The organism is Halorubrum pallidum, assembly GCF_055380345.1.
In genome coordinates this window covers 110,203-134,016 of record NZ_AP043944.1, presented here as the reverse complement: position 1 = coordinate 134,016, position 23,814 = coordinate 110,203, and the positions used below count along the sequence as shown (strand labels likewise).

22 protein-coding genes, 1 tRNA gene and 3 pseudogenes are annotated in these 23,814 nt (G+C 54.8%); 11 read left to right on the top strand and 15 right to left on the bottom strand.

What is annotated here, in order from left to right; all coding sequences use genetic code 11:
* Window positions 1-18 precede the first annotated feature (18 nt).
* Window positions 19-798 (bottom strand): hypothetical protein, encoded by a 780-nt coding sequence (locus tag ACZ45C_RS00685; protein ID WP_058365910.1) that lies wholly within the window; start codon window positions 796-798, stop codon window positions 19-21.
* A 102-nt stretch (window positions 799-900) separates the two neighbouring features.
* Here ACZ45C_RS00685 and ACZ45C_RS00680 point away from each other — a divergent pair, with 102 nt between their 5' ends.
* On the top strand, window positions 901-1,311 hold the full coding sequence (locus tag ACZ45C_RS00680) for a CopG family ribbon-helix-helix protein (protein WP_058365909.1): 411 nt from the start codon (window positions 901-903) through the stop codon (window positions 1,309-1,311).
* Here ACZ45C_RS00680 and ACZ45C_RS00675 read toward each other — a convergent pair.
* The 4 genes and pseudogenes from ACZ45C_RS00675 to coxB form a co-directional block, all read right to left on the bottom strand.
* Window positions 1,312-1,692, bottom strand: a pseudogene (locus ACZ45C_RS00675) (cation transporter dimerization domain-containing protein); the annotation flags it as partial.
* Between the two features lie 66 nt (window positions 1,693-1,758).
* Window positions 1,759-2,589, bottom strand: a pseudogene (locus ACZ45C_RS00670) (IS5 family transposase).
* Window positions 2,590-2,691: 102 nt separating this feature from the next.
* The gene (locus ACZ45C_RS00665) at window positions 2,692-5,190 is read right to left on the bottom strand and encodes a cbb3-type cytochrome c oxidase subunit I (RefSeq protein WP_144800188.1); all 2,499 of its coding nucleotides are present in this window, start codon (window positions 5,188-5,190) and stop codon (window positions 2,692-2,694) included.
* On the bottom strand, window positions 5,187-5,978 hold the full coding sequence (gene coxB / locus ACZ45C_RS00660) for a cytochrome c oxidase subunit II (protein ID WP_058365907.1): 792 nt from the start codon (window positions 5,976-5,978) through the stop codon (window positions 5,187-5,189). Before coxB ends, ACZ45C_RS00665 begins: the two co-directional genes overlap by 4 nt.
* 483 nt (window positions 5,979-6,461) lie before the next feature.
* Here coxB and ACZ45C_RS00655 point away from each other — a divergent pair, with 483 nt between their 5' ends.
* Window positions 6,462-7,457 (top strand): arsenic resistance protein, encoded by a 996-nt coding sequence (locus tag ACZ45C_RS00655; RefSeq protein WP_144800187.1) that lies wholly within the window; start codon window positions 6,462-6,464, stop codon window positions 7,455-7,457.
* 66 nt (window positions 7,458-7,523) lie between these two features.
* Here ACZ45C_RS00655 and ACZ45C_RS00650 read toward each other — a convergent pair whose 3' ends face one another.
* Window positions 7,524-8,345, bottom strand: a complete 822-nt coding sequence (locus ACZ45C_RS00650) for an IS5 family transposase (RefSeq protein ID WP_080508277.1) — start codon at window positions 8,343-8,345, stop codon at window positions 7,524-7,526.
* Between the two features lie 356 nt (window positions 8,346-8,701).
* On the opposite strand from ACZ45C_RS00650, the pseudogene ACZ45C_RS00645 reads away from it, so the two are divergent.
* The 3 genes and pseudogenes from ACZ45C_RS00645 to ACZ45C_RS00635 form a co-directional block, all read left to right on the top strand.
* Window positions 8,702-9,034: pseudogene (locus ACZ45C_RS00645) on the top strand (arsenic resistance protein); the annotation flags it as partial.
* A gap of 191 nt (window positions 9,035-9,225) precedes the next feature.
* Window positions 9,226-11,730 (top strand): heavy metal translocating P-type ATPase, encoded by a 2,505-nt coding sequence (locus tag ACZ45C_RS00640; RefSeq protein ID WP_460560822.1) that lies wholly within the window; start codon window positions 9,226-9,228, stop codon window positions 11,728-11,730.
* A 451-nt stretch (window positions 11,731-12,181) separates the two neighbouring features.
* Window positions 12,182-12,562 (top strand): hypothetical protein, encoded by a 381-nt coding sequence (locus ACZ45C_RS00635; protein ID WP_206664951.1) that lies wholly within the window; start codon window positions 12,182-12,184, stop codon window positions 12,560-12,562.
* A gap of 128 nt (window positions 12,563-12,690) precedes the next feature.
* On the opposite strand, the gene ACZ45C_RS00630 is transcribed toward ACZ45C_RS00635, so the two are convergent.
* The gene (locus tag ACZ45C_RS00630) at window positions 12,691-12,819 is read right to left on the bottom strand and encodes a hypothetical protein (RefSeq protein WP_460560824.1); all 129 of its coding nucleotides are present in this window, start codon (window positions 12,817-12,819) and stop codon (window positions 12,691-12,693) included.
* 166 nt (window positions 12,820-12,985) lie between these two features.
* Window positions 12,986-13,801, bottom strand: coding sequence for an IS5 family transposase (locus ACZ45C_RS00625; protein WP_464374304.1), 816 nt, complete (start codon window positions 13,799-13,801; stop codon window positions 12,986-12,988).
* A gap of 57 nt (window positions 13,802-13,858) precedes the next feature.
* Between ACZ45C_RS00625 and ACZ45C_RS00620 the strand changes: the two genes are divergently transcribed.
* Both ACZ45C_RS00620 and ACZ45C_RS00615 read left to right on the top strand, forming a co-directional pair.
* On the top strand, window positions 13,859-14,839 hold the full coding sequence (locus tag ACZ45C_RS00620) for a transposase (protein WP_464374308.1): 981 nt from the start codon (window positions 13,859-13,861) through the stop codon (window positions 14,837-14,839).
* A 240-nt stretch (window positions 14,840-15,079) separates the two neighbouring features.
* A complete protein-coding gene (locus tag ACZ45C_RS00615; protein ID WP_058365063.1) occupies window positions 15,080-15,265 on the top strand; it encodes a DUF7333 family protein in 186 nt (61 codons plus the stop codon).
* 159 nt (window positions 15,266-15,424) lie between these two features.
* Here the strand turns inward: ACZ45C_RS00615 and ACZ45C_RS00610 are convergent, their stop codons facing one another.
* The 6 genes from ACZ45C_RS00610 to ACZ45C_RS00585 all read right to left on the bottom strand — a co-directional run bounded on the left by ACZ45C_RS00610 (window position 15,425) and on the right by ACZ45C_RS00585 (window position 20,603).
* Complete coding sequence (locus ACZ45C_RS00610) at window positions 15,425-16,618, bottom strand: hypothetical protein (RefSeq protein ID WP_241659220.1); 1,194 nt, start codon at window positions 16,616-16,618, stop codon at window positions 15,425-15,427.
* A 145-nt stretch (window positions 16,619-16,763) separates the two neighbouring features.
* Window positions 16,764-17,918 (bottom strand): multicopper oxidase domain-containing protein, encoded by a 1,155-nt coding sequence (locus ACZ45C_RS00605; protein WP_058365064.1) that lies wholly within the window; start codon window positions 17,916-17,918, stop codon window positions 16,764-16,766.
* Window positions 17,919-18,081: 163 nt separating this feature from the next.
* Entirely contained in the window at window positions 18,082-18,654 is a 573-nt protein-coding gene (locus ACZ45C_RS00600; protein WP_206668691.1) for a CPBP family intramembrane glutamic endopeptidase, read from the bottom strand.
* A gap of 152 nt (window positions 18,655-18,806) precedes the next feature.
* Window positions 18,807-19,322 carry a disulfide bond formation protein B gene (locus tag ACZ45C_RS00595; protein WP_343771647.1) on the bottom strand — a complete coding sequence of 172 codons (516 nt, stop codon included), beginning with the start codon at window positions 19,320-19,322 and terminating at the stop codon, window positions 18,807-18,809.
* Window positions 19,312-20,055: a DsbA family protein gene (locus tag ACZ45C_RS00590; protein ID WP_206664949.1), complete on the bottom strand. Its 744-nt coding sequence runs from the start codon at window positions 20,053-20,055 to the stop codon at window positions 19,312-19,314. Before ACZ45C_RS00590 ends, ACZ45C_RS00595 begins: the two co-directional genes overlap by 11 nt.
* On the bottom strand, window positions 20,052-20,603 hold the full coding sequence (locus ACZ45C_RS00585; protein WP_080508279.1) for a COX15/CtaA family protein: 552 nt from the start codon (window positions 20,601-20,603) through the stop codon (window positions 20,052-20,054). The genes ACZ45C_RS00590 and ACZ45C_RS00585 overlap by 4 nt, the downstream gene beginning before the upstream one ends.
* A gap of 179 nt (window positions 20,604-20,782) precedes the next feature.
* On the opposite strand from ACZ45C_RS00585, the gene ACZ45C_RS00580 reads away from it, so the two are divergent.
* The 4 genes from ACZ45C_RS00580 to ACZ45C_RS00565 all read left to right on the top strand — a co-directional run bounded on the left by ACZ45C_RS00580 (window position 20,783) and on the right by ACZ45C_RS00565 (window position 23,481).
* Window positions 20,783-21,742: a transcription initiation factor IIB gene (locus ACZ45C_RS00580; protein ID WP_080508280.1), complete on the top strand. Its 960-nt coding sequence runs from the start codon at window positions 20,783-20,785 to the stop codon at window positions 21,740-21,742.
* 451 nt (window positions 21,743-22,193) lie between these two features.
* On the top strand, window positions 22,194-22,571 hold the full coding sequence (locus tag ACZ45C_RS00575) for a winged helix-turn-helix domain-containing protein (RefSeq protein ID WP_080508281.1): 378 nt from the start codon (window positions 22,194-22,196) through the stop codon (window positions 22,569-22,571).
* A complete protein-coding gene (locus tag ACZ45C_RS00570; RefSeq protein ID WP_080508282.1) occupies window positions 22,568-22,846 on the top strand; it encodes a DUF7521 family protein in 279 nt (92 codons plus the stop codon). Before ACZ45C_RS00575 ends, ACZ45C_RS00570 begins: the two co-directional genes overlap by 4 nt.
* 77 nt (window positions 22,847-22,923) lie before the next feature.
* Window positions 22,924-23,481: a hypothetical protein gene (locus ACZ45C_RS00565; RefSeq protein WP_125919944.1), complete on the top strand. Its 558-nt coding sequence runs from the start codon at window positions 22,924-22,926 to the stop codon at window positions 23,479-23,481.
* Window positions 23,482-23,636: 155 nt separating this feature from the next.
* On the opposite strand, the gene ACZ45C_RS00560 is transcribed toward ACZ45C_RS00565, so the two are convergent.
* Window positions 23,637-23,711 (bottom strand) — tRNA-Glu (locus ACZ45C_RS00560).
* Between the last annotated feature and the right edge of the window lie 103 nt (window positions 23,712-23,814).

Here is a 23,814-nt window from a genome sequence, read left to right as displayed (position 1 = left end):
AGTATAGATTCAGTCCTTTCAAAAGACCCCGAGGATGAACCCGATCCCCATCACGATGAGGATCGCTGCCGTAAATGTAGGGAGGTACTCGACATATCCTTCGAGCCGCTCTTCGTACCGCTCATAGCCGGCCACAAGCAGGAGAGTCACTCCGACGAGGGAGACGATGACGGCGAGCGAGTAGAGAAGCATCAACTCGAGACAGTATGCCGAGCCGGTACAGATGGCAATAATGTCAAACTCTTCGTTGTGTGTGAAGCCAAGCGCAAACGCGAGTGCAACCATCCCGTAGAGGCCACGCTCGGGCGTTTCGTCGACGCGACCGTGCGAGTGGTCGTGGCTGGACTCACCGACGAATGGGAGGGCGCGTCGAATGCGAGCCCCCCACGTGGACGTCTCTTCAGTGCGATGTGTGTGCTCGTGGTCGTCCGCGTGATCATGGGCGTGCTTATCTTCCTCTTCTTCTCCGTCGTGATTAAATCCAGTACCGTGGTCATGCCCGTTGAAATACTGCCAGATTCCGAGCCCGATAAGTAGCGCGCCCGCCACGTAATTCATCCAGCTGAGTTGTGTGAGCCCGAAGTACGAAAGCGCCCAGAAGTAGACCACCACCATCGCTATACTACTGATGAGGTGGCCGATCCCGAGGATGAGACTCGATGCAGCGCCGTAGAACCACTTGTTCGGTTTGTCGAGTGCATAGCTCGCCGCGATTGCCCACCCGTGGCCCGGGGCGAGCCCGTGAGAGAGCCCGAGCACACTCGCCCCGAGTGCAAGACCAAGTACTCCAGTCACCATATAGAAGAATACGAGACTGACGGACTGATAGGGGTTGTTATGGCCGATTCGGGGATCCCGTAATAATGAGTTTCATAGGCGTCCCCGGCTAACATTCCCTTAATGCGAACCAGCCTGAATATTCCCGGAGAAATTCTCGAGTCGTTCGACGAAACGTGGCAAGACGAAGGACTCGAATCGCGCTCGCGTGCTGTTCGGGAGGCGATCCAAGAGTATATAGAGCGTCATACCACCCTCGAAGGGCTTGACGGGACCGCAGTCGCTGCGCTCGCCTTCGACTACGAGCACACGCTCGTCATCGGGGATCTCCACACTGTCCAACACGAGTTTGATGATATCATCGGGACGACTCAGCATATGCATCATGGCGAGTGGTGTCTCGAAACAATCTTCTGTGAGGGGTCAGCTGGACGGATTCGCGAACTCGTCTACCAGCTTCGCGATTTCGACGCTGTGGGGAGAGTCAACGTAATGTTCCTTCAGCCGGACCACGATAATCAGACGGCCGACTGATTACACACCAGGAGTGTGGCGTATCTCTGTATTCGTGCGTTGGTCGTGGAGCTGGTCTCCGGATCCGTCAGACTCGACGGGTGAGCCGTCCTCGTCGGCGTCCTTCCACTCGTCCGTTCCTGCCGGATCAAGATGGACGTGTGCGTCGCCGACGGCGGGGAGATCTCGAAGCCTGTCGATAAGCACTGTTTCGATTTCGTGGGCAGTGCGAAGTGTGTAGTCTCCGGGAACCTCGACGTGGAGTTCAACTTCGAGATTAGCCCCCATATAGTAGACGGCAGTGTCGTGGACACCTTCGACGGCAGGGTGTTCACGAACGCAGTCTTCGACGCACTGTTGGACGCCGGCTGGCGGGGCTGCGCCAGACAGATACGTGACGTTCGCCCAGCAGATGACGGTCGTGTTAACTTAGACAGGCTGTGTTGAATCGCTGTAAGGCGTAGTGATTCACTGTTTAACGAAGCGCTTGATGTTATAGACGACACACATCAGAGCGATTTCTCGGAACTCACGAAACTACGTCTGCGCTCGCACGGCGAAGCCGAGCGAGCGCTTCACAGCCGAGTTCACGGTTTCGGTCATAGAGCGCTGATTGTAGCTGTTATCGTCAATTCTGGCGTTGTGTGCGTGGTCGTACGGAGCGAAGATACGGTGCTTGATCAGCGGTCTGATCCCGAGGTCGCGTAATCCTTCACGAAGCGATTGCTTGTCATAGCCTTTATCGGCCGCAAGAGACCGCAGATCGCCCGCGTTCCGGCGGGCGATCTGCTCAGCAAGGTCTGCGTCGCTTCCTTCCCGGTTCGTTGAGCAGTGAACGTCAAGGACGGCTTAAGACGCTGTATCGACTAATTTCGTGACTTTGAGCTTTTGAACGCGGTAGCTAATTCGCTGGCAGTAGTGGCGGCTCGCTGCTGAGCGTTCGTAGAACGTGGCGTCGATCGCGGCGTGTTCAGAGAGATCGTGCAGCTGCGCCGACTGGCGCAGCAGCACTCGACACACGCTCATACTGATCCGGTCGAACGCCTTACACAACGTGGACGGCGCTGGGAGATCGGCCGCGTTGAGGCCGATCTCTCCGGTTATTTGTGGCATTTCTTTGAGCAGGTCGATCGTAATGCGGTACGATGAATCGAGGTAAATCCGCAGACAGTGAAGGGAAACGAGTGCATAGTCGGCGAATCCGCCGCCGCCTTCCGGGGCGGCAGATTCGCCTCCATCGCCAGTAACTCTTTGAGCAACCGGCACAACTTCCCCGATGAAGCGGGAGATTTGTGTCACAGGCAACCGGATCTTCCCGCTTCAACTCCTTTGATTTAGTGGCCTACCCCGCTGCTGTATGGTGATTCAACACAGTCAAATACGGTGACTCCGCCGCTGTCCTCAGAAGAGGTAGAACAGCGGGAAGATGAACACCCAGACGATGTCGACGAAGTGCCAGTAGAGGCCGAAGTACTCGATCGGCCGCTCGTCCTCTAAGTAGTGCCCCTGATACGCCCTGACGAACAGGAAGATGGCGATCACGAGGCCGATAACTACGTGGATCCCGTGGAGCCCCGTCGTCACGTAATAGATCGACGCCTGGATTGGGTCACCGTGGGCGTTCGCCGAAATCGTCACGCCCCGCTCGAAGATCTCTTTGTTCCACTCCCAGAGCTTGATACCCAGGAATGTGAACCCAAGCACTATCGTTGCGCCGAGTGACGCAAGCAGGCCCTGCCGGCTCTTCCGGCGAGCAGCGACCAGCGCCAAGATCACGGTGAACGATGAGGTGAGCAGCACGAACGTGTTGATCAGTCCCGGTAGTGGTTCGGCCAGTGGCTCCCACGTCATCCAGCCGGCGTTGTACCGGACGAAGATGGCCGCGGAGAGGAACGCGCCAAAGACGATCACGTCCGACGCGATGAAGAACCACATCCCCAGCTTGACTTTCTCGACACCTTCGAACGGCCACCGTTCGGCGAACTCGGTCGGTGGGGCATAGAAGTCCTCGAGGCTCCACTTCACCCCGGTCCAGACGAGTCCGACCAATCCGACAACGATGAGTATCGGGTATACCGGATTCGAGATCGTCACGCTCGTCGATGCGAGCGACTCGCCGACCTCGAAGACAACGTTATCGCGGAATCCGGTAAGCCCGAGGAACAACACACCAACTGCAAACGAGAGTGTGAGCGGCCATATGCTTGCGTGGCTCGGGTGCTTGTCCCAGTACGGGTACTCCTTGATGTGCTCGGAGTGGGTGTCACCACCGTCAGTCGCCCCGTTCCCGTTGGCGTCGGTCTTCACTGCCGGACCTCTGTCGGGCACATAATCCTTCACGAATTCGAGCTTGCCGGACGCGTAGGACGGCCGGTTTGGCCAGTTCTGGAGCGGCGGCGGTGAAGAGATGGCCCACTCGGCAGTCCGCGAGTAGTCCCACGGGTTGTCGCCGGCGGGCTCGCCGGAAACGTACGACTTCGCGAAGTTGTAGAACATGATGAAGAAGGAGAATCCGAGTACGAATGCACCGATCGTCCCGAACTGGTGATAGATCTGGAGTTCGGGGTTGTACTCGAAGACACGGCGCGGCGTCTCCCAGCCGAGGAACATCGAGAAGTAGACGGCGTTAAACCCGATGAAGAACAGCACGAAATGGATCTTCCCGAGGAGTTCATCGTACATCTTCCCGGTTATTTTCGGGAACCAGTAGTACGCAGCGCCGATCAGGGCTGTCGCCCCCCCGAACATCACGTAGTGGAAGTGCGCGACCACCCAGTAGGTGCCACGGAACTCGTAGTCGAGGACGATGGCGCCGAGGAACACTCCGGTGATGCCGCCGAGGATGAACAATAGTAGCGCCCCGAACGCGAAGAGGAACGGTGTCGTGAACTGTATTCGTCCCTTGATGAGCGTGTAGATCAGCGAGAACACGATCAGGTCGAAGGGTAAGGAGATCCCGATAGTGGTCGCCATCATCAGCGTCTTGATCTCCAGGTTGATCGTCGTCAGGAACATGTGATGCATCCATACGAGGAACGACTGGACGGAGACAAGACAGATGGCGATGATCACCCACTTCCGTCCGACGAGCCGGCGCCCTGAGAACGTCTGGAACAGCTCCAACATCGCACCGAGAGCCGGGAAGAAGACGATGTACACCTCCGGATGGCCGAAGAACCAGAACAGGTGGCCCCATAGCAGGGACCCGCCCTCTGTTGCGGAGAAGTACACCGACCCAAGCACGCGGTCGGACGCGAGGATGAGTCCCGCAGCGAGCAATGCAGCGAACGCGAACAGCATCATCCACACGGTCGCGAGGATGGTCCAGGTAAACATCGGCATATCCATGATCCCCATTCCTTCGGCACGCGAGTGATGAATAGACACGAGGAAATTCACCGACGAGGCGGTGACTCCGATGGTGAACATCGCGAGTGCCAGTATCGCTCCCGTTGAGCCGATACTCGGTGTGTACGCGGGTATGTTGAGCGGAGCGTATATCGTCCAGCCAGCGCTCAGCGTGCCGCCCTGGAAGAAGCTGATTGACAACAGTACGCCGGAGAACAGGTACATCCAATAGGAGAGCGCGTTAAGCCGTGGGAACGCAAGGTCGTCGGCACCGATCTGGAGCGGCACGAAGTAGTTTGCAAAGCCGAAGGCAAACGGGGAGAGGAACCAGAACACCATTATCAGTCCGTGGGCCGTGACGGCCTCGTTGTACGCGAGCCCAGACAGGATCTGATTCATCGGGTCCCAGAGCTGGACACGGATCAGCAGCGCAAGGACACCGCCGAACAGTAGGAAGAACAGGGCAGTAATCGTGTATAGGATGCCGATGTCCTTGTGGTTGGTCGTGACGAGCCATCGTTTGACGGAAGTCGTTGGCGGGAGTTCGCTCATGCGGGGGCACCTCGAATGACTGCGTTGTCAACGCTGGAGGCATTTCCGGCGCCAGCGCTGTCGACACTAGAAGTGTTTTCACCTTGGGTTCCAGCATACCATTCTTCCCACTCGTCTTGCGGGAGCACCGTGATTTGACCAGTCATCGCAGAGTGGCCCGCGCCGCAGAGTTCGAAGCACTCGACTCGGTAAGTTGCTTCGCCACCCTGTGCTTCAACGTCCTCGGAACTCACGGAGAACCAGGTACTACTGTACTCTCCGGGGATGGCGTCGGATTTTATCCGTAACTCCGACGAGCCGAAGTTGTGCCACACGTCGCGTGAAGTCACGTTGAGGTCGATCCGCTGATCGGCCGGAACGATCATCTCGCCCCTCGTGGAGTAACCGTTCGGATAGATGTACTCCCAACCGAACTGGTACCCCTCGACGGTGATTTCGATATTCCCCGCGTCGCTCGTGTCTGGACCCTCTTCGACGTAGAGGAGGAGTCCGTACGCGTACACGACAAGGCTGATGACGACGATCGCGCTCAATCCGAACGACAGGAAGAGCTTCTTCGCTTTCGGACCGCCCTGTCCGGTCGGGAGTTCACCGACGATCGGCGCGTCAAAGTCCTCCTTCGGTTCACTGCCGTCGTCGCGATATTTGAACACGTTCCACAGCGTGTACGCGACGACGATTGTGCCGACGAGCGTACCGAGCGCGAGGAAGACGAAGAAGATCTCGTCGAAGACCTCCGCCTGCGCGCGCCAGTCGCTCCCCTGTTGCAGGATAATTGGATCTATCATGTTTGCCTTTCGACTCTTGCGCGCCCCTTCACGAGGGTACACTTATTATTTTGTATCGTCCGGCTAGAATGGCCGCACCGAACTCTCGGACGAGACGTTACGGCGACGCCGACAGAGCAAGATTGTAACAGACGATTTGCGCAATCAGACACGCATCCGAAACCGAGACAGATACCCTTCCGTCGCGCGTTCGATATGACTGTATTCCAGCTCATGAACGACGTTCCAACTGTATCAACGACCACCATTTCGACGCGGTCGCCATCGACGAGAGCCTCCACGTGTCTCCTTCTCTCCCCCTCGGTTTTGCGCTCGTGGGATCTTCTGCAGTTGAGACTAATTCACTCGCTACATATGGACCAGAAATGGCCAGTGACTGTCTCACGTTGTCACAAAATTGTCTATTGTATTCCCAATCTATCTCTTTAGTGTCATTACAATAAGCAACATCCTTAGGATGGCTCCCGACACAGACGCAACAGAATGGATTTCGTCGAGAAGTACCAGAGTGTATTCGTTATTATTGCGATTCTGAGTGGGTTAGTGCTCGGTCAGATCGCTGGTGTTCCGCCGATTGCGGACTCACTCATTCTCCCGTTCTTGATGGTGATGCTGTTCGCCGCGTTCACCGGAATCCCACTCTCTCGCCTCCGGGCAGCGTTCGGAAATCGTCGTGTAGTCGGGTCTAGTCTTCTGGTCAATTTCATCTGGAGTCCGCTGTTAGCGGTGGCACTCGGCGCGGTTTTCCTTCGAGATCACCCTGCCCTGTGGGTCGGACTCATCATGCTGATGGTGACACCATGTACGGATTGGTATCTCATTTTCACCGATATTGCGGACGGAGATGTTCCGCTGGCTACCTCTATTCTCCCGTACAACCTCGTTCTCCAGTTGATACTGCTTCCACTCTACTTGTACGTCTTCGCGGGCGAACTGGTCGCGTTACCGATGGAGCTGCTGATCGAAAGCGTCGTTCTCGTACTCGTCGTCCCGCTTGTGGTTGGTGGACTTGCTCGGTGGGCATTGACCCGACAAAAGGGGACGCAGTGGTTCAAGCAGCACTTCCTGCCGAAATTGAGTCCGCTCCAGATTATTTTCCTCAGTCTCGCCATCGGCGCAATGTTCGCTTCGCAGGGGGAGCTAATCCTCGAAAACCCCGGATTACTTGCTCTTCTCGCGGTTCCCGTTCTCGTCTTCTATGCGATCAATCTCGGCATCGGGTTTGGCGTCGGACAAGTACTCTCGTTCTCCTACAAGGAGATGGTCTGTTTCAACAACACGATCCTCTCACGGAACTCACCGACGGCCCTCGCAATTGCCGTCGTCGCGTTCCCGAACGAGCCGCTCATCCCGCTCGCACTGGTTATTGGGCCGCTGTTGGAACTTCCGCTGTTAGGCTTCATTGCACAAATCCATTTGGCGATCCGAAACCGCGAGTGGTGGCCGTTTGATCCAGCAACGGTGTTTAGCAGAGACTGAATGAAGACTGGCAAGAATCATTACTCCCTGATCCTGAGCGGTCTGTGAATCATATGTCTTGACCACTCAGAGTGATCGGTCGATGTTGTGACTGAGACAAGCGATGGTGAGTTCACGGAACTGCTTCCACCATCGTCGTGAGCGGACGAACGCACCGTACTTCCGCTTGAGCGTAGAGTTGACTGTCTCGGATTGACTCCGCTGGCCATAGAGATCAGCATCTAAGCGCGCGTTCCATGCCTTATGGAGCGATGTGAACTCACGATGCTTGATCAGTGGACGAACCTCGTGTTGACGAGCAAGCCGCCTGATCTTCTGGTCGTCGTAGCCCTTGTCACCGAGCAGAATGTCGATATTCTCGGGATTGCGTTTGATCAGTGACGGCGCAACCTGGCTATCGTGTTTCCGGGTCGTCGTCACGTGTAAATCTAGGATTGCGTTCACCTTCGCATCGACCAGCAGCGTCACTTTGAGCTGCTGAATCGTGAGCTCGGCGCGTTTCGTGTAGTGTTTCGAAGCGTGACTGCGGTCGAACCCTGATGCATCAACTCCAACAACTCCGCTCGTCGGAAGTAGCGTCGCTGAGAGAGTCAATATGATACGCCATACGGTCATATCAAGTCGATTGAACGCCTTACAGAGCGTTGAAGGAGTAGGAAGTTCAGCTAATCCAAGAGCTCGACGGATGCGTGGCATCTCGATCAGTTCGTCAAGCAAGCCACGGTAGGTTGTGTTCTTTTGAACTTTGAGACACAACAGAACAACGTGTTGGGGAAGTGTATAGCGGTGTTTAGAAAATTTCGAGGAGTATCGGGAGACCGCTCGACGCGCCAGATGGATCGCCTTCTCAGCAAAACGGAGAATCTGCGACTTCGGGAGGGCCTTCATTTCGTCGAATTACAGGCTAAACATGTAACTCTTTGAGGATTTCAACAGAGCCGCGGCGCTGTATCCCCTCCTTACTCGCTCCCTTCGGTCGCTCGTTGAGGAAGGGGCCATTCGTCTTTAGTTAAGCCCAGTAGTAATACTTGAGTTTAAATTATGTCTAAGAGTATTAGATGTAGTAGAAATCACGGCTGAGATTCTGTTGTTGCTGATATCGAACGACAAGCAACCCTCAAAACCGCCATTTTCCACCTATTGCCGGCACGAACGTGTCGAATCTGGATCGAATATGAAGCTACTAAGTATTACTAAGAGTATTAACTAAAGACGAATGAGGAAGGGGCCTTAGCGCCTCAATTCAGGTAATCGTCGAGAATCCGCGACTGCTCGCTGTGATGGCGATTCCCGTGATCGCCTTTTACGTGATCAACCTCGGTGTCGGATTCGCTATTGGTCGTATGCTTGATTTCTCGTACGAGGAACTCGTGTGTTTCAACAACACTATCCTGTCGCGAAACTCACCGACTGCACTCGCGATCGCCGTCGTCGCGTTCCCGAATGAACCACTCATTCCGTTGGCGCTTGTGATCGGTCCGCTCTTGGAACTGCCCCTGTTGGGGATCATCGCTCAAGTACACATAGCGATCAGCGAGCGAGGGTGGTGGTCGCATATTTCCGAGGATGCTACGTAGGTGTGGATACGACTGATTGACACAGATCCACCACAGAGAGTATCAACAACCACATAAACACGACCCACTTACCGAATCATAAGCGACAGACACCCTATCATCCGAATACGTTCTATAAAAAACATGGTTCATAGTGTCCATTCAGACCGGTGTGCTCTCAGACAGACAGCATGAACCACTCCCACTAATATATGACTGAAAAATGTTATTTGTGTGGTCGAGAGATTCAGTCTTCCACGTTCGAGGCTGATGGTGAACGCTCGTTCTGTTCGAGCGGGTGCCACGATGTACACACGACGCTTGGGGCTCCCGATTCTCTCGATGTCACCCAGACCACAACTGAGAACAAGATTGATGAGGGAGACGACACTGTTCCTCCCGATCAGTATCGTTCTCGGACGTTCCTCCGGATTGACGGCATGTACTCCGCGACGTGTGAGGCGTATCTTGAATCTCTCGCTGAGAAACAAGAGGGAGTGATCAGTGCCGAGGCGAGTTACGTCACCGAGACGATCCGAGTTGAACACGACCCAGACACTGTTTCGAAGGAGTCGCTGCGTGATGTATTGAGTACCCTCGGGTATACGGCGTATCTCCGTGAGGATGCCTCGTCAGACGTGAGCGAAACCGGTGGGACGACGCGCCGAGCACGAGAGATGGGTGGAATTCGAAAGCGTCGAGACGACCAGCTGTTGGGAATGCGATACTCCGTCGGATTCCTCTTCGGTGCGTTTCTGTTGGTCCCGTACGTCGCAATTATCTATCCCGCTCACCTTGCGTCAATATTTGACTGGCAAGCGCTCGAAATATTCGAGGGTGCCTTCCGTCTAGATAGCGAGGGAGCGTTCGTCTTCCTCCGGCTGTATTTCGTGATGACCGGCATTATTCTCCTCTTCACCGGTCTCCCGGTGTTGCGCGGCGCATACCTCAGTCTCAAAATGCGACGCCCGAACACCGACCTGTTGGTCGCGATCACCGCGATCAGCGCGTACACGTACAGTACGGCCGCTGTCATCCTCGGACAAAACGACATTTTCTACGACCTCGCGATCGTCGTCACGGCCGCAGTCACCGCGATAGTGTTCTACGAGTCGTCGATCAAGCAGCGCGCCCTTGATCGCCTCACCGAACTCACGATATCACAAGTCGAGCGCGCACGAACGTATGACTCGGACGGGAAGACTGAGGAAGTTCGCGTGGAGGACCTCAATTCAGGGGATGTCGTGCTCGTTCGACAGGGTGAACGAGTCCCAGTAGACGGTGAACTGGTCGAAGACAGCTGTACCGTCGACGAAGCGATCGTCACTGGCGAGTCGCTTCCGGTGCTAAAACGCGCCGGCAACGAGATCATTGGTGGATCGATCGTCACGGACGGCGCGGCCTTGGTTCGTGTCGGCACGGACGTGACGAGCAGTATCGATCGGATAACCACAGCCGTGTGGGACCTCCAGAGCGCGACTCACGGCGTCCAACGCCACGCCGACCAACTCGCGTCGTACGCGGTACTTCTCGTTGTCGGAGCCGCCGTTGCGATCGGTGGTGCCAGTGTAATCGCGTTCGACATGAGCATCCCGGACGCGATCCTCCTCGCACTGCTGGTCCTCCTCGCCGGTTCGCCGTGGGCCCTCGGACTTGCGACGCCGCTCTCGGTCGCGAAGAGCCTCGCAAGTGCACTCCGTCGGGGGATCATTATCTTCGACGAGACGGTGTTCGAACGACTCCGAGACATCGATACCGTTGTTTTCGACAAGACGGGGACCCTCACGACCGGAGAGATGGAGGTGATCGAAGCGGACGCTCCTGCGGACCTCCTTGACGCCGTCGCAGCGCTCGAACAACGAGCATCACATCCCGCTGCAAACGCCATCACAACGGCTTTCGCCCACAGGAATGCGACCGACCAAGGCCTTGACGATCAATCGAACTCGGACAATAACGGTAATGAGACAGAGAAAACAGGCCAGATAAGCGAGTTCACGAATCACCAGTCCGGTATCGAAGGGGTGATCGATGGAACTCCGTATCTTGTCGGAAACCTCGATCTCTTCGCGGAACAGGGGTGGACCGTGGACGACGACATCCGGTCTCGTGTCGCCGACGCTCGGGGCTTCGGTCAGCTTTCGGTCGTCGTCGGTCGCGACGGGACAGCAGAGGGGCTGATCGTCGTGGGCGATGAGCCGCGGGACGGCTGGGACGACACCATCTCTCGGCTCGGAGCACGAGACACGGACATCGTCGTCTTGACCGGTGACGACGAGGAAGCGACGGACTTCTTCAAGCAGCACGAAGCCGTGACGCACGTCTTCGCGAAGGTTCCACCGGAAGGAAAGACGGCGACGATCCGGCGACTCAAATCAGACGGTCAGGTCGCGATGATCGGGGACGGTACCAACGACGCCCCGGCACTCGCAGCCGCCGACCTCGGTATTTCGTTGGGCGGCGGCACGGCGTTAGCTGCTGACGCCGCCGATATCGCTATCGTCGACAACGACATCCGCTCCGTCGAAACCGCCTTCGACCTAGCGGGTGCGGCTCGTCGTCGCGTGAAACAGAACAACCTCCTCGCGTTCTCCTACAACGGAATCGCTCTCTTGGCGTTGGCCGTCGGGTTCTTCAATCCGCTGTCAGCAGCGATCGCAGTCATTGCCGGCGGCGGTCTAGTCGCTGTGAACACCCGACGAAAGTTGCTTCAGTAGCATGTACGAGCCAAGACGAGAACAGAGTTGAGTCGCTCGGTTGAAATCCTCAGGAGTTGATAGATTTTTCGTGCTAAATTCAGAGGATGACGGCACCGTAGAAAGGTGTATTGATGAGTTACCTGAGTTTTCTATGTGACTTCAATTGAGGTGTCTAAAATAATATTTGTAAGTTATTTACATCAGAGTTTCGTTAAGTCAATAAATTGGGTAATAACGTGTTTAGAGAAAATACTGAACATGAGCAAGAGATGCTCTTTTCGCCTTTGAAAGACCTTTCAGGCAGGATACGAAAGAAACTGCAGAATCACTGGTCTACTCACTTCTGCGAACATGTTTTCACCCAAATTGATGAAACAAAGTTCGAACGGCTATACCACGACGGGTATAGCCGTCCGAACAAGCCAGTCAACGAGCTTGTCTCCTTGGAGATTATCTAACACCTGCCGGTATGTCCGACAAAGAGCTCGAACACGCCTACGTCTTCGACTTTCGCGTCAGGAACGTATTAGGAAAGGAGACACTCGGAGACAATATTTGTGAGAAGACACTCACCAATTTCCGCCGTCGGTTGATGGAATACGAAGAAGAGACCGGTCACGACCTGCTAAACGAGGTTTTCGAGAATCACCGTACCTACTTTCAGGGTGAATTTGAGATTGATGCGAGTACTCAACGGATGGATTCGACGTTCATTGAGGCCAACATCAAGCAACTGTCTCGTGTCGATCTCCTCGCTAAAGTGCTTCACAATTTCCTGTGCGATCTCCTTCGGGAGATCGCACAGGAACTTCCTGCTGGAATGACGAGTTCGCCGACATCGAGAACTTAGAGCTGTCCTATCATCTTGAACCGGGCGAAATTCCCGCAACGATGGAAACGCTCGCCGAGCATACTGCGTGGCTTGTTGATCGATTCGGAGACGAGGATGAATACGCCGGGTTGAACAGCTTCGCTCATCTACAGCGTGTCCTCGACGAACAATGCTATCGCATTCCTGATCTCGAAGACGATGACGATAATCAGGATTCTGCTGATCAGGTGCCTTGTTGAACGCAAGACAGCGTCGGGGTAGGGTCGGTAACTCACGGTTTCACGGCGTTAAAGCACGGTTCTTACACTCAGAAGATGTAGTAGCTGCCGCTGACGGTGTTGCTCGAAGAGTCAAAACTATGCCATCTTACTCCCTTGATCAGATGACGATGGCGATGCCTCTCCCAAATATGTCCGGAGAAGGGGGAGCAGGCGGCGAGCCCTAACTCGCCGCCTGCGTTAGGTTATGGATGATGCACTTCCGCGTGAGCTCCCGGAACTGGCCGTGCCAGCTCCGGGAGCGTAGCTTCTCGCCGTCGTCTTCCTTCAACTGCGAGAAGCCCGTTTCACTCATCCAGCGCTGGTTGTAATCCTCATTCATCCGGGCGTTGTGAGCCTTCTGTAGCGGTGTTTGCTCTCTGTGCTTGATCAGTGGTCGCGTTGAGTTGGAGCGACACTCCTCACGGAGATCGCTCCATGAGTAGTTTGCGTCGGCAGATAACACGCGCAGGTCTTCCGCGTTCCGGCGGAAGACCTGCATCCCAATATGACCGTCCCATGCCTTCTGCGTCGTGAAATGAACGTCCTTGATCGCTAGCGAATTCACGTCGATCAAAATCGTCGTCTTCATCGACTGAAACGAGAAGTCTGCGCGGTCGCGGTAGTGGTAGCTGGTTTGATCGCGTTGAAAGCCGCTTGCGTCAATTGCGGCTTCACCACTCCAGCCCGCCTGCTCCGCCGAAGCGCGGAGCAGGCGGCGGAGTTCACGCATTCGGTACTCCTTTTCCCACCGACAAAACGAGCTGTAGTGCGGTGCGTCGTCAAGATCAAACACGGCGAGGACGCCGGGCATTTCGTTGAGGTAGTCTTCGGTCTCACGGAGACTCTTCTCCAGTTCGACGCGGTACAGGATCAACGCGATCTGCACCCACTCGGCGTACCCGTCCGCGCCGTCCGGCGCGGCGGGTACGTCCGGATCATCAACATGCTGTTTGGCAAGATCTCGACACATCCAAGCAAGCCGTCTGAGCGATGCCATATCGCCAGACGGCGTCCATTTCCGGGTTAATCTAACGGAATATTACAGTAAGAGCGTCTGAGAACGTCGTCACTAGGCGGCAAAACAAGGCATGATCAGGGCCATCCCGGTGACGAGTCACCGGGCTGGCAGCCACTCCAAACGTACACCTCTTCAAGTGACTCTACAGAGACTGCCGAAGATGAACCCGACTCCGAGTCGTTAGAAAGAGACGCCGAAGACAGACACGATCACATCGGACTGGAAGAGTCCGACGAGATCGACAGCAGCTCACTGCAAAACCCTCACGACGACGAAGCGACGTATCGTTCCAAGGACGCGGAAGATTACTTCGGCTACAAGTCGAATATCGCTGAGACATGCGATGGTGAAAATCCGTTTCGTCTAATTACGGCGGTTCGAGTCGATACGAACAACACGGATGATGGAGACCTCTTGGCCGAAGACGCGAGGAATCTCGCCGAGGAAACGGGATTACGTGACCTGCTCGTAGATGGTGGGTACACGCACAAGGAAGTAGAAAAGTGCTGCCGTGATCAGGAGATCACGCAGCACTTCACAGGAATCACGGGTCAACGGCCTGCGGCGGAGAAGATGTCGCTTGCCGCCCCAGAGTGGGATGGGACGAGAATGGTTGCGTGTCCTGCCGGACACGAACCATTCGAGCAGAACCATTACGAGACCGGCCGTATCTCGGGGAAGATGGACAAGAAGTTCTGTGATGGCTGCCAGCACCAAGAGAACTGTTTCGTCGAGGAACAGCAAGAACACTATAGCTACGGGTTCAGGGAACGGCGGGTAGAAGTGGCTCAGCGACGGAGGCGGTTGGATGATCCAGCGGAACAGGAGTTCCTGAACTTACGTGCCGGAGTTGAGTCATTGATGAACGAGATGTATCACAAAGACGGTGAGAAAACGAAGTTCACGGGGAAAATCAAGGTGAAAAACGCCTCGATAGCGAAAGCAATGGGGAGAAACCTGAAGCGAGCCTCCAGATTCCTGGAATCGGAGGCGAAGCAAGAGAAATCGACAGGATAGCCGGGCAAGAAGTGTCGTTTGTCGCTGTCAGCTGGTCCCTGTGTGGTGACGGCTCCGTTTTGATGAGAGAATCACCGGTGATCGGGCCGGGGTGTTCTCGTCAGAACACCCCTTTCTACGGTGCCATCAGAGGATCTATGTAGCACTCGGCCAGTGTGATTTCACGGCGATAATTGTAAATCAGTTGATCATCAGATTTGCTTTCTTAAACACTTTGTTTGTCCAGCCACCATTCCTGATATGGAATTCGACTTCACGCGCTCGGTGATTCCACTTGCTGTGATCGTCGCCGTCGCAACAGTCGCGCTAACGGTTATGATGACCCCCTCGACGGTCTTCATGATGGTCCTCCCCTCAATGATCGTCTTCTCGGTCATCGCGTTCTTCTTCGGGATGAAGCACGGTGAGTTCCGCGCTAGTCCGTAGTGGTACAGCCCAGTCCGTGAGATTCACAGGGTCGAGATCCATGCTCGCCCTGCGTTGTCTCTATCCGATTGATATTGCTGATCAATACGCTCTTTATTTCAACAAGACCTCGGTGAACAATCACCGACAGAGGATATCAACAGATGTAGTTGAGTCTATCTAATCCGCACTAACCTCAAACACGTCTTTTCGGGTAGGTGTAGCGGAATCGATCGAATAGATGAGCGTCCCGGTGAATAGCGCGATGCTACCCAAGAGGAATATCGAGTTGAGCGGCGACGCCGAATCGACGAAGATCCAGTATATCGGCGCCGCAATCGTGGGACCCGCGGCGATTACTGCGACTTGGGAGACGAGCGGCCCACAGCATCCACACGTACACGCACCGACGACCGTCGCCGTCCCGGCGGTGCCCTGTGTCGCTCCTGCCTCACGATTGAGACGCCAAGAGTGAGCAACGGCGGCCGCATTCAGGCCCACGAGAACGCCAAGCGATCCGAGTACCAGTAGTACTCCCGGAGAGATAGCGATGAAGAACGGAACGTCCGGAAGGAGTATTTCGAGTGTGGGCCACCGTACGATCTGATACAGTACGGATAAGACGGCCACAGTTGTCTCTTCGGGGGCACCTTCCTCACTGAAGAACGACAGATACCCCGATGTCGCCATAAAAAAGATACTCACCATGGCTCCGATACCGAATCCGAACCGACGTGCTACCGGATCCTGAAGAATCACGGACAGCGTCGGGCCCACATCTTTCCAGAGAATATATCCAACGAGCAGTGGTGTTGCGAGGACAATCCCGTAACCTATCGGATTCGTGTAGCCGCTAAAACCCGGAAGTAGGTACGGATACAGTATCCATCCTCCAAGTATCATTCCGAGAACCATGTACCGGGGACATGTTGTCCAACGCACGACCCCGACGATGAAACTCACAACCACGACCGAAAGACCCGTTACGATCGCGAGCGGCTGATACCACGACCGGGGGAACGGCATCGAACTGGCCTGATACGTCGGGTCCGGGGCCAGCCCCTCGAACAGAATCGCTCCGGCGACAGTAATCCCGATGCCGACCGCAATCCCGTACAGAGCGGCTGTCGGAGAGATTCGCCCGCTTCGTTTGAGCAGTACGAGAGTACCGACTGACAGGACGCCGATCAGAACGATCGCCAGTCCGTGCGATTGCGAGAGGCCTGACGCTTCGGAGCCACCGTGAGCGGCCACGGTCGGGATCAGAGAGAGGAGGATAACCCCGACTGAAAACAGGATACATAAGCGGGAGAACCTTCGATGAGAGCCCTCTCTGTCACCGTCTGTATCCTGTTGGCGTCCTCTCGGAAGCATTACCCAAGTTTAGCGATCCGCATACAATTATCTGTCTCTTTCGGCCCTCACGAAATCGTTGAAGTGACTCCGCGGAAATTTCCGTCCGGGCAAAACGTTTTGGAGAGAGCCCGATCAGGTTGTTTTGTGAAAATGTCCGATCTTATCAGTTCGGTTCGTATCCGGCGTACTCCATGAGCTGGCTGAAGATGTCCGAATCCATGACGGAGCGATACACGACTCCGGTAAGCATCCCGCCGGGATAGAACGTCCCATTCATGACGTGGTTGACCTTGTGGCAGTGCATGAGGTAGATGCCGGGGTCCGCGTCGGCCGTGAACTCGATCGTGTGCCGCTCGGCGGGGGCAATGTTCGTGACGTCGATGTCGTGTCGGGCTGCTTCCGGGACGACTCCACCGTCCTTTTCGACGCGCTGGAAGCGGTGGTTGTGGATGTGCATCGGGTGGGACATGTACCCGCCGTTGACGAGGTGAATTCTGACTAAATCTCCCTTATCGACGATGATCGGAGAGCCCTGTTCGGGATGGAGGGTTCGGGGTGCGCTCTTCCCGTTGACGGTGAAGACGTCCGGATTGCGCGAGGCCGTGTCGTACGTGAAGTCCGCTTCACCGGCCCACTTCTTCGGGACCCGCGAGTCCCAGTCTTTGATCGTCATGAAGTATTCCCGGTCCGCCGGTTCGTAGCCTTCGGGGTCGACCCGGAAGATCCCGTACATCCCCATATCGATGTGGCGGTGGGTCTGGAGGTGACAGTGGTACAAGTGCGTCCCCGGAACGTTCGCCGGGATCTCGTACGTGTGTTTCTCGCCTGCCGGGACTTGGATGCCGGTCGACGTCGGAACGCCGTCATTCTTCCACGTCTTCGTGACGCCGTGGAAGTGGATCGTGTGCGGCCGGCGTCCGTTCGTGTTGTCGAGCGTCACTTCCATGTCGTTACCTTCGGTCGTTCGGAGGATCGGGCCCGGAACGCTCGGGTCGTTGTCGTCGGCCTGCCACGCCCAGACGCGCGGGAACTCGACCGGGCCACCCATTGAATCGAGCGGGTGGACGGCGTGTCGCGCCGGCTGCGTCCCCATCGTTACGGAACCTCCCTGCTCGTCGACGTTGACCACCGTTGGAGGACTGGTGTAGGGAAGGTCAGACGACGTCTGTCCTTCGTTCGGGGCGTTCGCGGCCGCCGTCGGCGCGTTAATTGTTTTTGATGAACAGCCTGCCAACGCCGATACACCCGTCACGCCGGTTGCAGCGAGAAATTCCCGCCGGGACAGTCCAGTTCCAGGGGCACCGAAAGATCGGGTCATGGTCCATTTGGACGTTGTGCTGTCGCGATAAAGGGAGACTGCAGAATCTCTGTCTGTGAGAGGGCACGCTAACATGTTCGGTAACAGCCGGACGGATCCGGCAAGCAAACGCTTAGTTCTCCGTCACGAGAGCTAGTATCCGGGGTCAACGGGTAGCAAACAGTTACATTCCACCTGTGGCCGTCAAATATGCGCTCGTAAACTGTATCGCATTATACGCACCGTGAATCAGAGCCGGAACAACGAGGTTATCGGTGTACTCGTAGGTCGCACCGAGTACTAGAGCTAGCACGAATGCGATACCGACGTACACAAGCTTTCCTTCTCCACTCAACGAGAAGAGATGGATCGACGCGAAGAGGGCACTCGCAAGAACGATTGCACGGGTTGGATGTAGCGTTTCTCGAAGTGTTCCCTGAACCAGTCCTCGGTATAACAGCTCTTCGCCCGGACCGACTAGCAGAAACGATAGAGGGATGAGAATCAGAAACGCTGTCGGATTCTGCTGGCCAACTGTTACTACCTGGTTTTCCGCCGATTCCAGTCCGAGTGAGGAGATAACGCGTGATGCGACAATGAGCAATCCGAGAAGTGTACCTATTCCCCCGATGATTACAGCAATATCCCGCCTGTCCGGAATCGAAAGCGAAACGAATTCGAAGTCGAGATCGCGAAATCTGAGATAGAGGATTGAGAGCCCTCCGAATGTTACCCCCTGTAATAGGATCGTGCTCATTACGAGGCGCAACGATGGACGAGCGGTTACATCGACCCCGAATGCGCCCAGCAGTGCGGCAGCGATGGTGACAATTATCGACCCGATAACCGTTGAGCCGTACGTGAGCCCAACTGCACTCCCGACAGACTGAATCCGTGTCGTTGATTCTGTCATTTGAAAATACTGGTCACTGATCGATCTGTGAAAGCGATACGTCGAGTTCTGATACTGGGTTGTGCTTGTAAATTGGGTTTGATCATTGGTTGCGTGGTTTTGTCTTCGTTTGTCTCACAGATACAATTATACAGATAGCTCCTGCGGCTGTAATGAGCGTGAATGCCAGAAGTGAGAGATTCAGAATTGTCATCTTTTCTACAGGAACTGCTATTGTACAGCGGCACACGGTCCTTTGAGGGAGCAGGTGGTTGTCGCGCTTGCAACACTGTGTGATACGTTGCGATCACTCCACCCAGAACTGACAAGGGAATACTAGTCCGCCAAACAGTAGGGCGAGCTTCGATCGCTGCGACACCCATAACCATTACTAGTGGGTACATCAGAATTCGTTGGTACCAACAGAGGTCACACGGTACCAGTCCGAGGCTAAACCAGAGACTCCCAGCTGTTGCGATCCCGGCGATGAGGGTTGCACTACCCAATACGAGCCAGATCCGATCACGATCCATCTGCGAGTTGTTCGATAAGGGTACGAGTTCGTTGTTCGTCACTCAGCGGGTTGACTGTTTCACCATCGATCACAAGGGCGGGGGTTCCCGAAACGCCGGCGTCGGCTGCTGCCTGACTCGTCTCTCGAACCGGTGATTCGTAGGCTTGTTCCTGAATTTTTGTCCGGAGCTGTTCCGTCTCCGTTACTCCAGCCTCCTCAGCGAATGACACGAGTTTGTTAGTGGTTGCCCATTCCTCACCCTCCGGTGGTTGATTGGCGAAGACGTATTCGTGGTATCGCCAGTAGGTTTCAGGAGCTACATTCCAGACACCGAGACCACCTTGAGCGGCACGAGGGGCATCAGAGGCGAGGAATGGCTCACCGTCGATGTAGGCCAACGCACGGAATTGTAGGCTGATGTCTCCGGGCTCGACGTAGTCTGTGACTATATTGCCGAGAAAATCTGTGCTGAAGTCTGCACAGTACGGACATTTCCAGTTCCCATAGTAGGTCACCGTTGGTCGGTCGGCCGCTCCCGCTCTTGCGTATGTGGATGATGTGGGGTCGTCTGGGTCCGGCGCGTTAGCTACCGCATCATCAACAGCAGCATTTGTTGATTCATTATTTTCGCCACCGAGACATCCACTGAGCGCCAATACTCCACTTGTCGCGAGGAACTGACGTCTCGTTAACAGTCTATGTCCTCCACCAGATGATGTGAGCATAGTCGAGATGCGTTCGCTATCGGTCATGCTTCTCCCCATATTTTGGATTTATCGACTCGTGTGTCACGAAGATAGGTCGTAAGGACGGTCATGAGCAGGCTGAGGAGAATGAGAATAGCGACTCCGAGGTGCGTCGTGACTATTATTGGTTCGAGGTTCTCTGTGACAGTCAGTCGTCCGAGTACGACCTGAATTGGAAGCAAGATGAGTGCCGTTGTTGCGGACCACTTGACTAACGTATCGTCTGGGTAGAAAATCCACGCACCAACTGCTGTCCCCGCGATGAAGAGGCCAGCAGTCATCGCAAGTCCCCGGTGGGCCCATTCGGCGAATATCTGCAGGGCAGAGTACGGTGAATTTGCGATGATATCGGGTTGGAAGAAGGGTACCCAGGTACCGTAGCAGCTCGGCCAGTCGGGGCAAGAGAGTCCAGCACCGATTGCACTCGTATAGGCGCCGAGAAGCATCACGATGTACGTCAGAACCAGCGTCAGGCCGGCGATGTGCTCGAACTTAACTGGACCCTCTGAAATCGTCTTTCGAAGGTAGTTTGAGTTCGCTGAATTTTGGGCCATATCTCGATTGATGGGATGCCTCCCAATTACGATAAGGCTGTTAAAGGCATGATGACAAAGGTATAGGTCGGATTCCCCCTAAGTGGGATTCCGCCACTTGTTCATTGCGGAGCCACCCCTCCGAATTGTCAAGAAGACCCACGATTTGGAGGTGCAAACCTGTCCATAATATTATCATTATGTGTCAAAAACAAAGCAACGAACAGTCGTTAGATAGTCGCAAGCGGGTCTCGGAGTGTATCGAGAGCAATGTGTGTCCTGAGTGTCAAGGCCAAATCATTCAGAAGGGCAATGGAGGTGAATCGGCTTGTGAAGGTTGTGGGTTAATTTTCAAGGAAAGCCGAGTCGATCACGGCCCGGAATGGCGTGCGTTCACGTCGGAAGAACGTGATGAAAAGAGTCGTGTTGGTTCCCCGACGACGCATCTGATGCACGATAAGGGATTGAGTACTACCATTGGTTGGCGGGATAAGGATGCCTACGGACAAGCAGTTCCTGATCGCAAACGCGCTCAACTACAGCGCCTTCGGATGTGGGATGAGCGGTTTCGGGCGAAAGATTCCTATGAGCGAAATCTCAAACAAGCACTCGGTGAGATCAACCGCATGGCGTCTGCTCTCGGTCTTCCGAAATCAGTCCGAGAAACTGCCGGCATCCTGTATAAGCGTGCTGTAGAGAAGGACCTGCTACCTGGCCGATCGATTGAGGGGATGTCAACGGCTTCGTTGTATGCGGCTGCTCGACAGCATGGGACGCCACGTCCACTGACTGAATTCTCCGACGTAAGTCGTGTCAAAAAAATCAGAGTCCAGCGAGCATACCGATATCTCTCCCGTGAACTCGGGTTGGAGATCGAGCCGCAAAATCCGACTCAATATCTTCCACAATTCGCGTCATCGCTTGATGTGAGCGATGAAGCAGAACGACGTTCTAGAGAACTTCTTGAGGTGGCAACAGATAATGGTGTCCACAGTGGGAAAAACCCGGCAGGATTGGCGGCCGCCGCGCTGTATGCTGCGACCCATCTCACGAACGAACAGCTCACACAGGAGACTGTAAGTGAAATCGCCCACGTCAGCCAAGTAACGATCCAAAACCGATATCAGGAACTTCTCGAGGTGTATGAGAAGCATGCCTGAATGGGTGGGTCTGTTCGGACAGCAAACAGCTCTTCATTCACTCACAGCCGTAATTCTAATATGAGCAAATTTCAGATAGAGACCAAGATTGATCGAGATACAACAGTTAGTAGCCAGCCACCTTCTTACGTAATAGATATTGTTAATTCAGTTGACAAACATTTGATTGCTGTCGAACAAACATGTACCCACTTTCATAATGACGAGTTCATCAGTTCGCTCGGGCGAGGCTTCTCCGAAATCATTGAAGAAACGGCACAACGATCCGAAACTCAGTATAGGTTATAACACCCCGCTATTAGTATCACTATGTCGACTCTCATCTCGCGATTCTTTCGACAACTTACCTGTTATGAGCTGGATATCGCAACCGGTCTTAGATCCGAACCATCAGGAGCATTCCCGAAGAACAATTGGACCCCATATTCCGCCCAACATATTTAATAGAACAATGCGAGACAATTCAGCGTCATCTGAGGACACACCGGCGTTACAAGATGTCCTCGATGCGTTGGACGATCCTGAGTGTCGATCCATTCTCCGCGAAACCATTGAACCTATGACTGCAAACGAATTGAGCGATGTCTGTGACATCCCCAAGTCGACGTTGTATCGCAAATTAGAACTTCTCAGCTCCGCTGCTCTCGTACGAAAGTGGGATACGATCAATCCCGGTGGCGGACGTGTCACTCACTACGAGCGGTCATTCAATGACGTAATGATTTCCCTGGATGACACGGGTGAGTTTTCGGTGAATATCGAGCGGCTATCACAGTCTACCGACGAGCGACTTGCTGACATCTGGACAATGATGGGGGACGAAATATGAAGGAAGTTGTACCCGCAATTGCGATAGTTAAGTTTGTAATCCTGATTCTCGGGGGTGGAATTACTTATATCGCGTTCAAAGCTTATCGGCGAACTGGTGAGAATTCTCTCCGCGTTCTGGGTATCGGATTTGGTGTCCTCACGCTCGGAGCACTGTTGACAGGTGTAGCTAATCAGTTCTTCTCTGTCTCATTGGCATATGTTGTCCTCATAAATAGTATGTTCGTCGCTTTCGCACTCGCGATTATTATGTATTCTTTGTATATTCAGAAATAGCTCTGATCTTGCCGAGAGCGAATGTACGGTCGAGAAAGCAGTCACGGCGGGTGAATCACCTTCCAGCCCTGAAGCGAGTGGGCGACAATCTCGTCGGCGGAGCGGTCGTCACAAACGGGGCTGCTGTGTTCACGGTGAGTGACAGTGTATCCAGCAGAGTTGACGGCTCATCACGTGGGTCTGAGGTCACCAGAGTGGAGACCACGGCATCCAGCGATGGGTCGATCGATCCGGGTCGTCCGGTCTTTCAGTCGTCGTGGGCGGAGCGGTATTGCTGGCGGCTGGTCGCTCGTGATGGGGGCTGGCGTCTCGATCGCCGTCCTGACGGCGTTGTCAGTGTCTTGATCGGGTGTCCATGGGTACTCGAGTTCGCGACACCATTCTCCGTCGCAACGAGTATCGAGGAAACAGTGATCCGCGGTATCATCGTGTTCGACGAAATCGTCTTCGAGTGTCTCCGAAACGGCGACGTTGTCGTCGGCGAATCACAATTGGGTAGAGATGACACGCTCACGCAGCTGAGCAACCGTGATACGAAGATCATCGTTCTGATCGGCGATGACGAGGATGCCACTGGCTTTCTTGACATCTACCTGCCGTCGACAACGTGCTTGAAGGAGTTCCGCCTACGGTAAATACGACCGTCGCGGTAGCAAAAGCAACCAGACATAGGCTGGTGATTGCAACTAGTTCTACGGAGGTATACCTGCCCAACACGCGATTCTGTGAAGCTAGTCGTGTAGTGGGCAGATATGAGGTCGGCCTATAGAGGGTCGAAGCGGGTTGGAGATGCTCCATCGAGGATTTGAACCTCGGTCCTCGGCGTGAGATACCGAGATGATTGGCCGAGCTACACCAACGGAGCATATTGATCTCACTGGCGAATCCAGTTAAGCCTAATCACTTTACGAAACAGAATTCGACATCCGTAGACGACTCATGGTGTCTACATAACGAGTCCGTGGTCA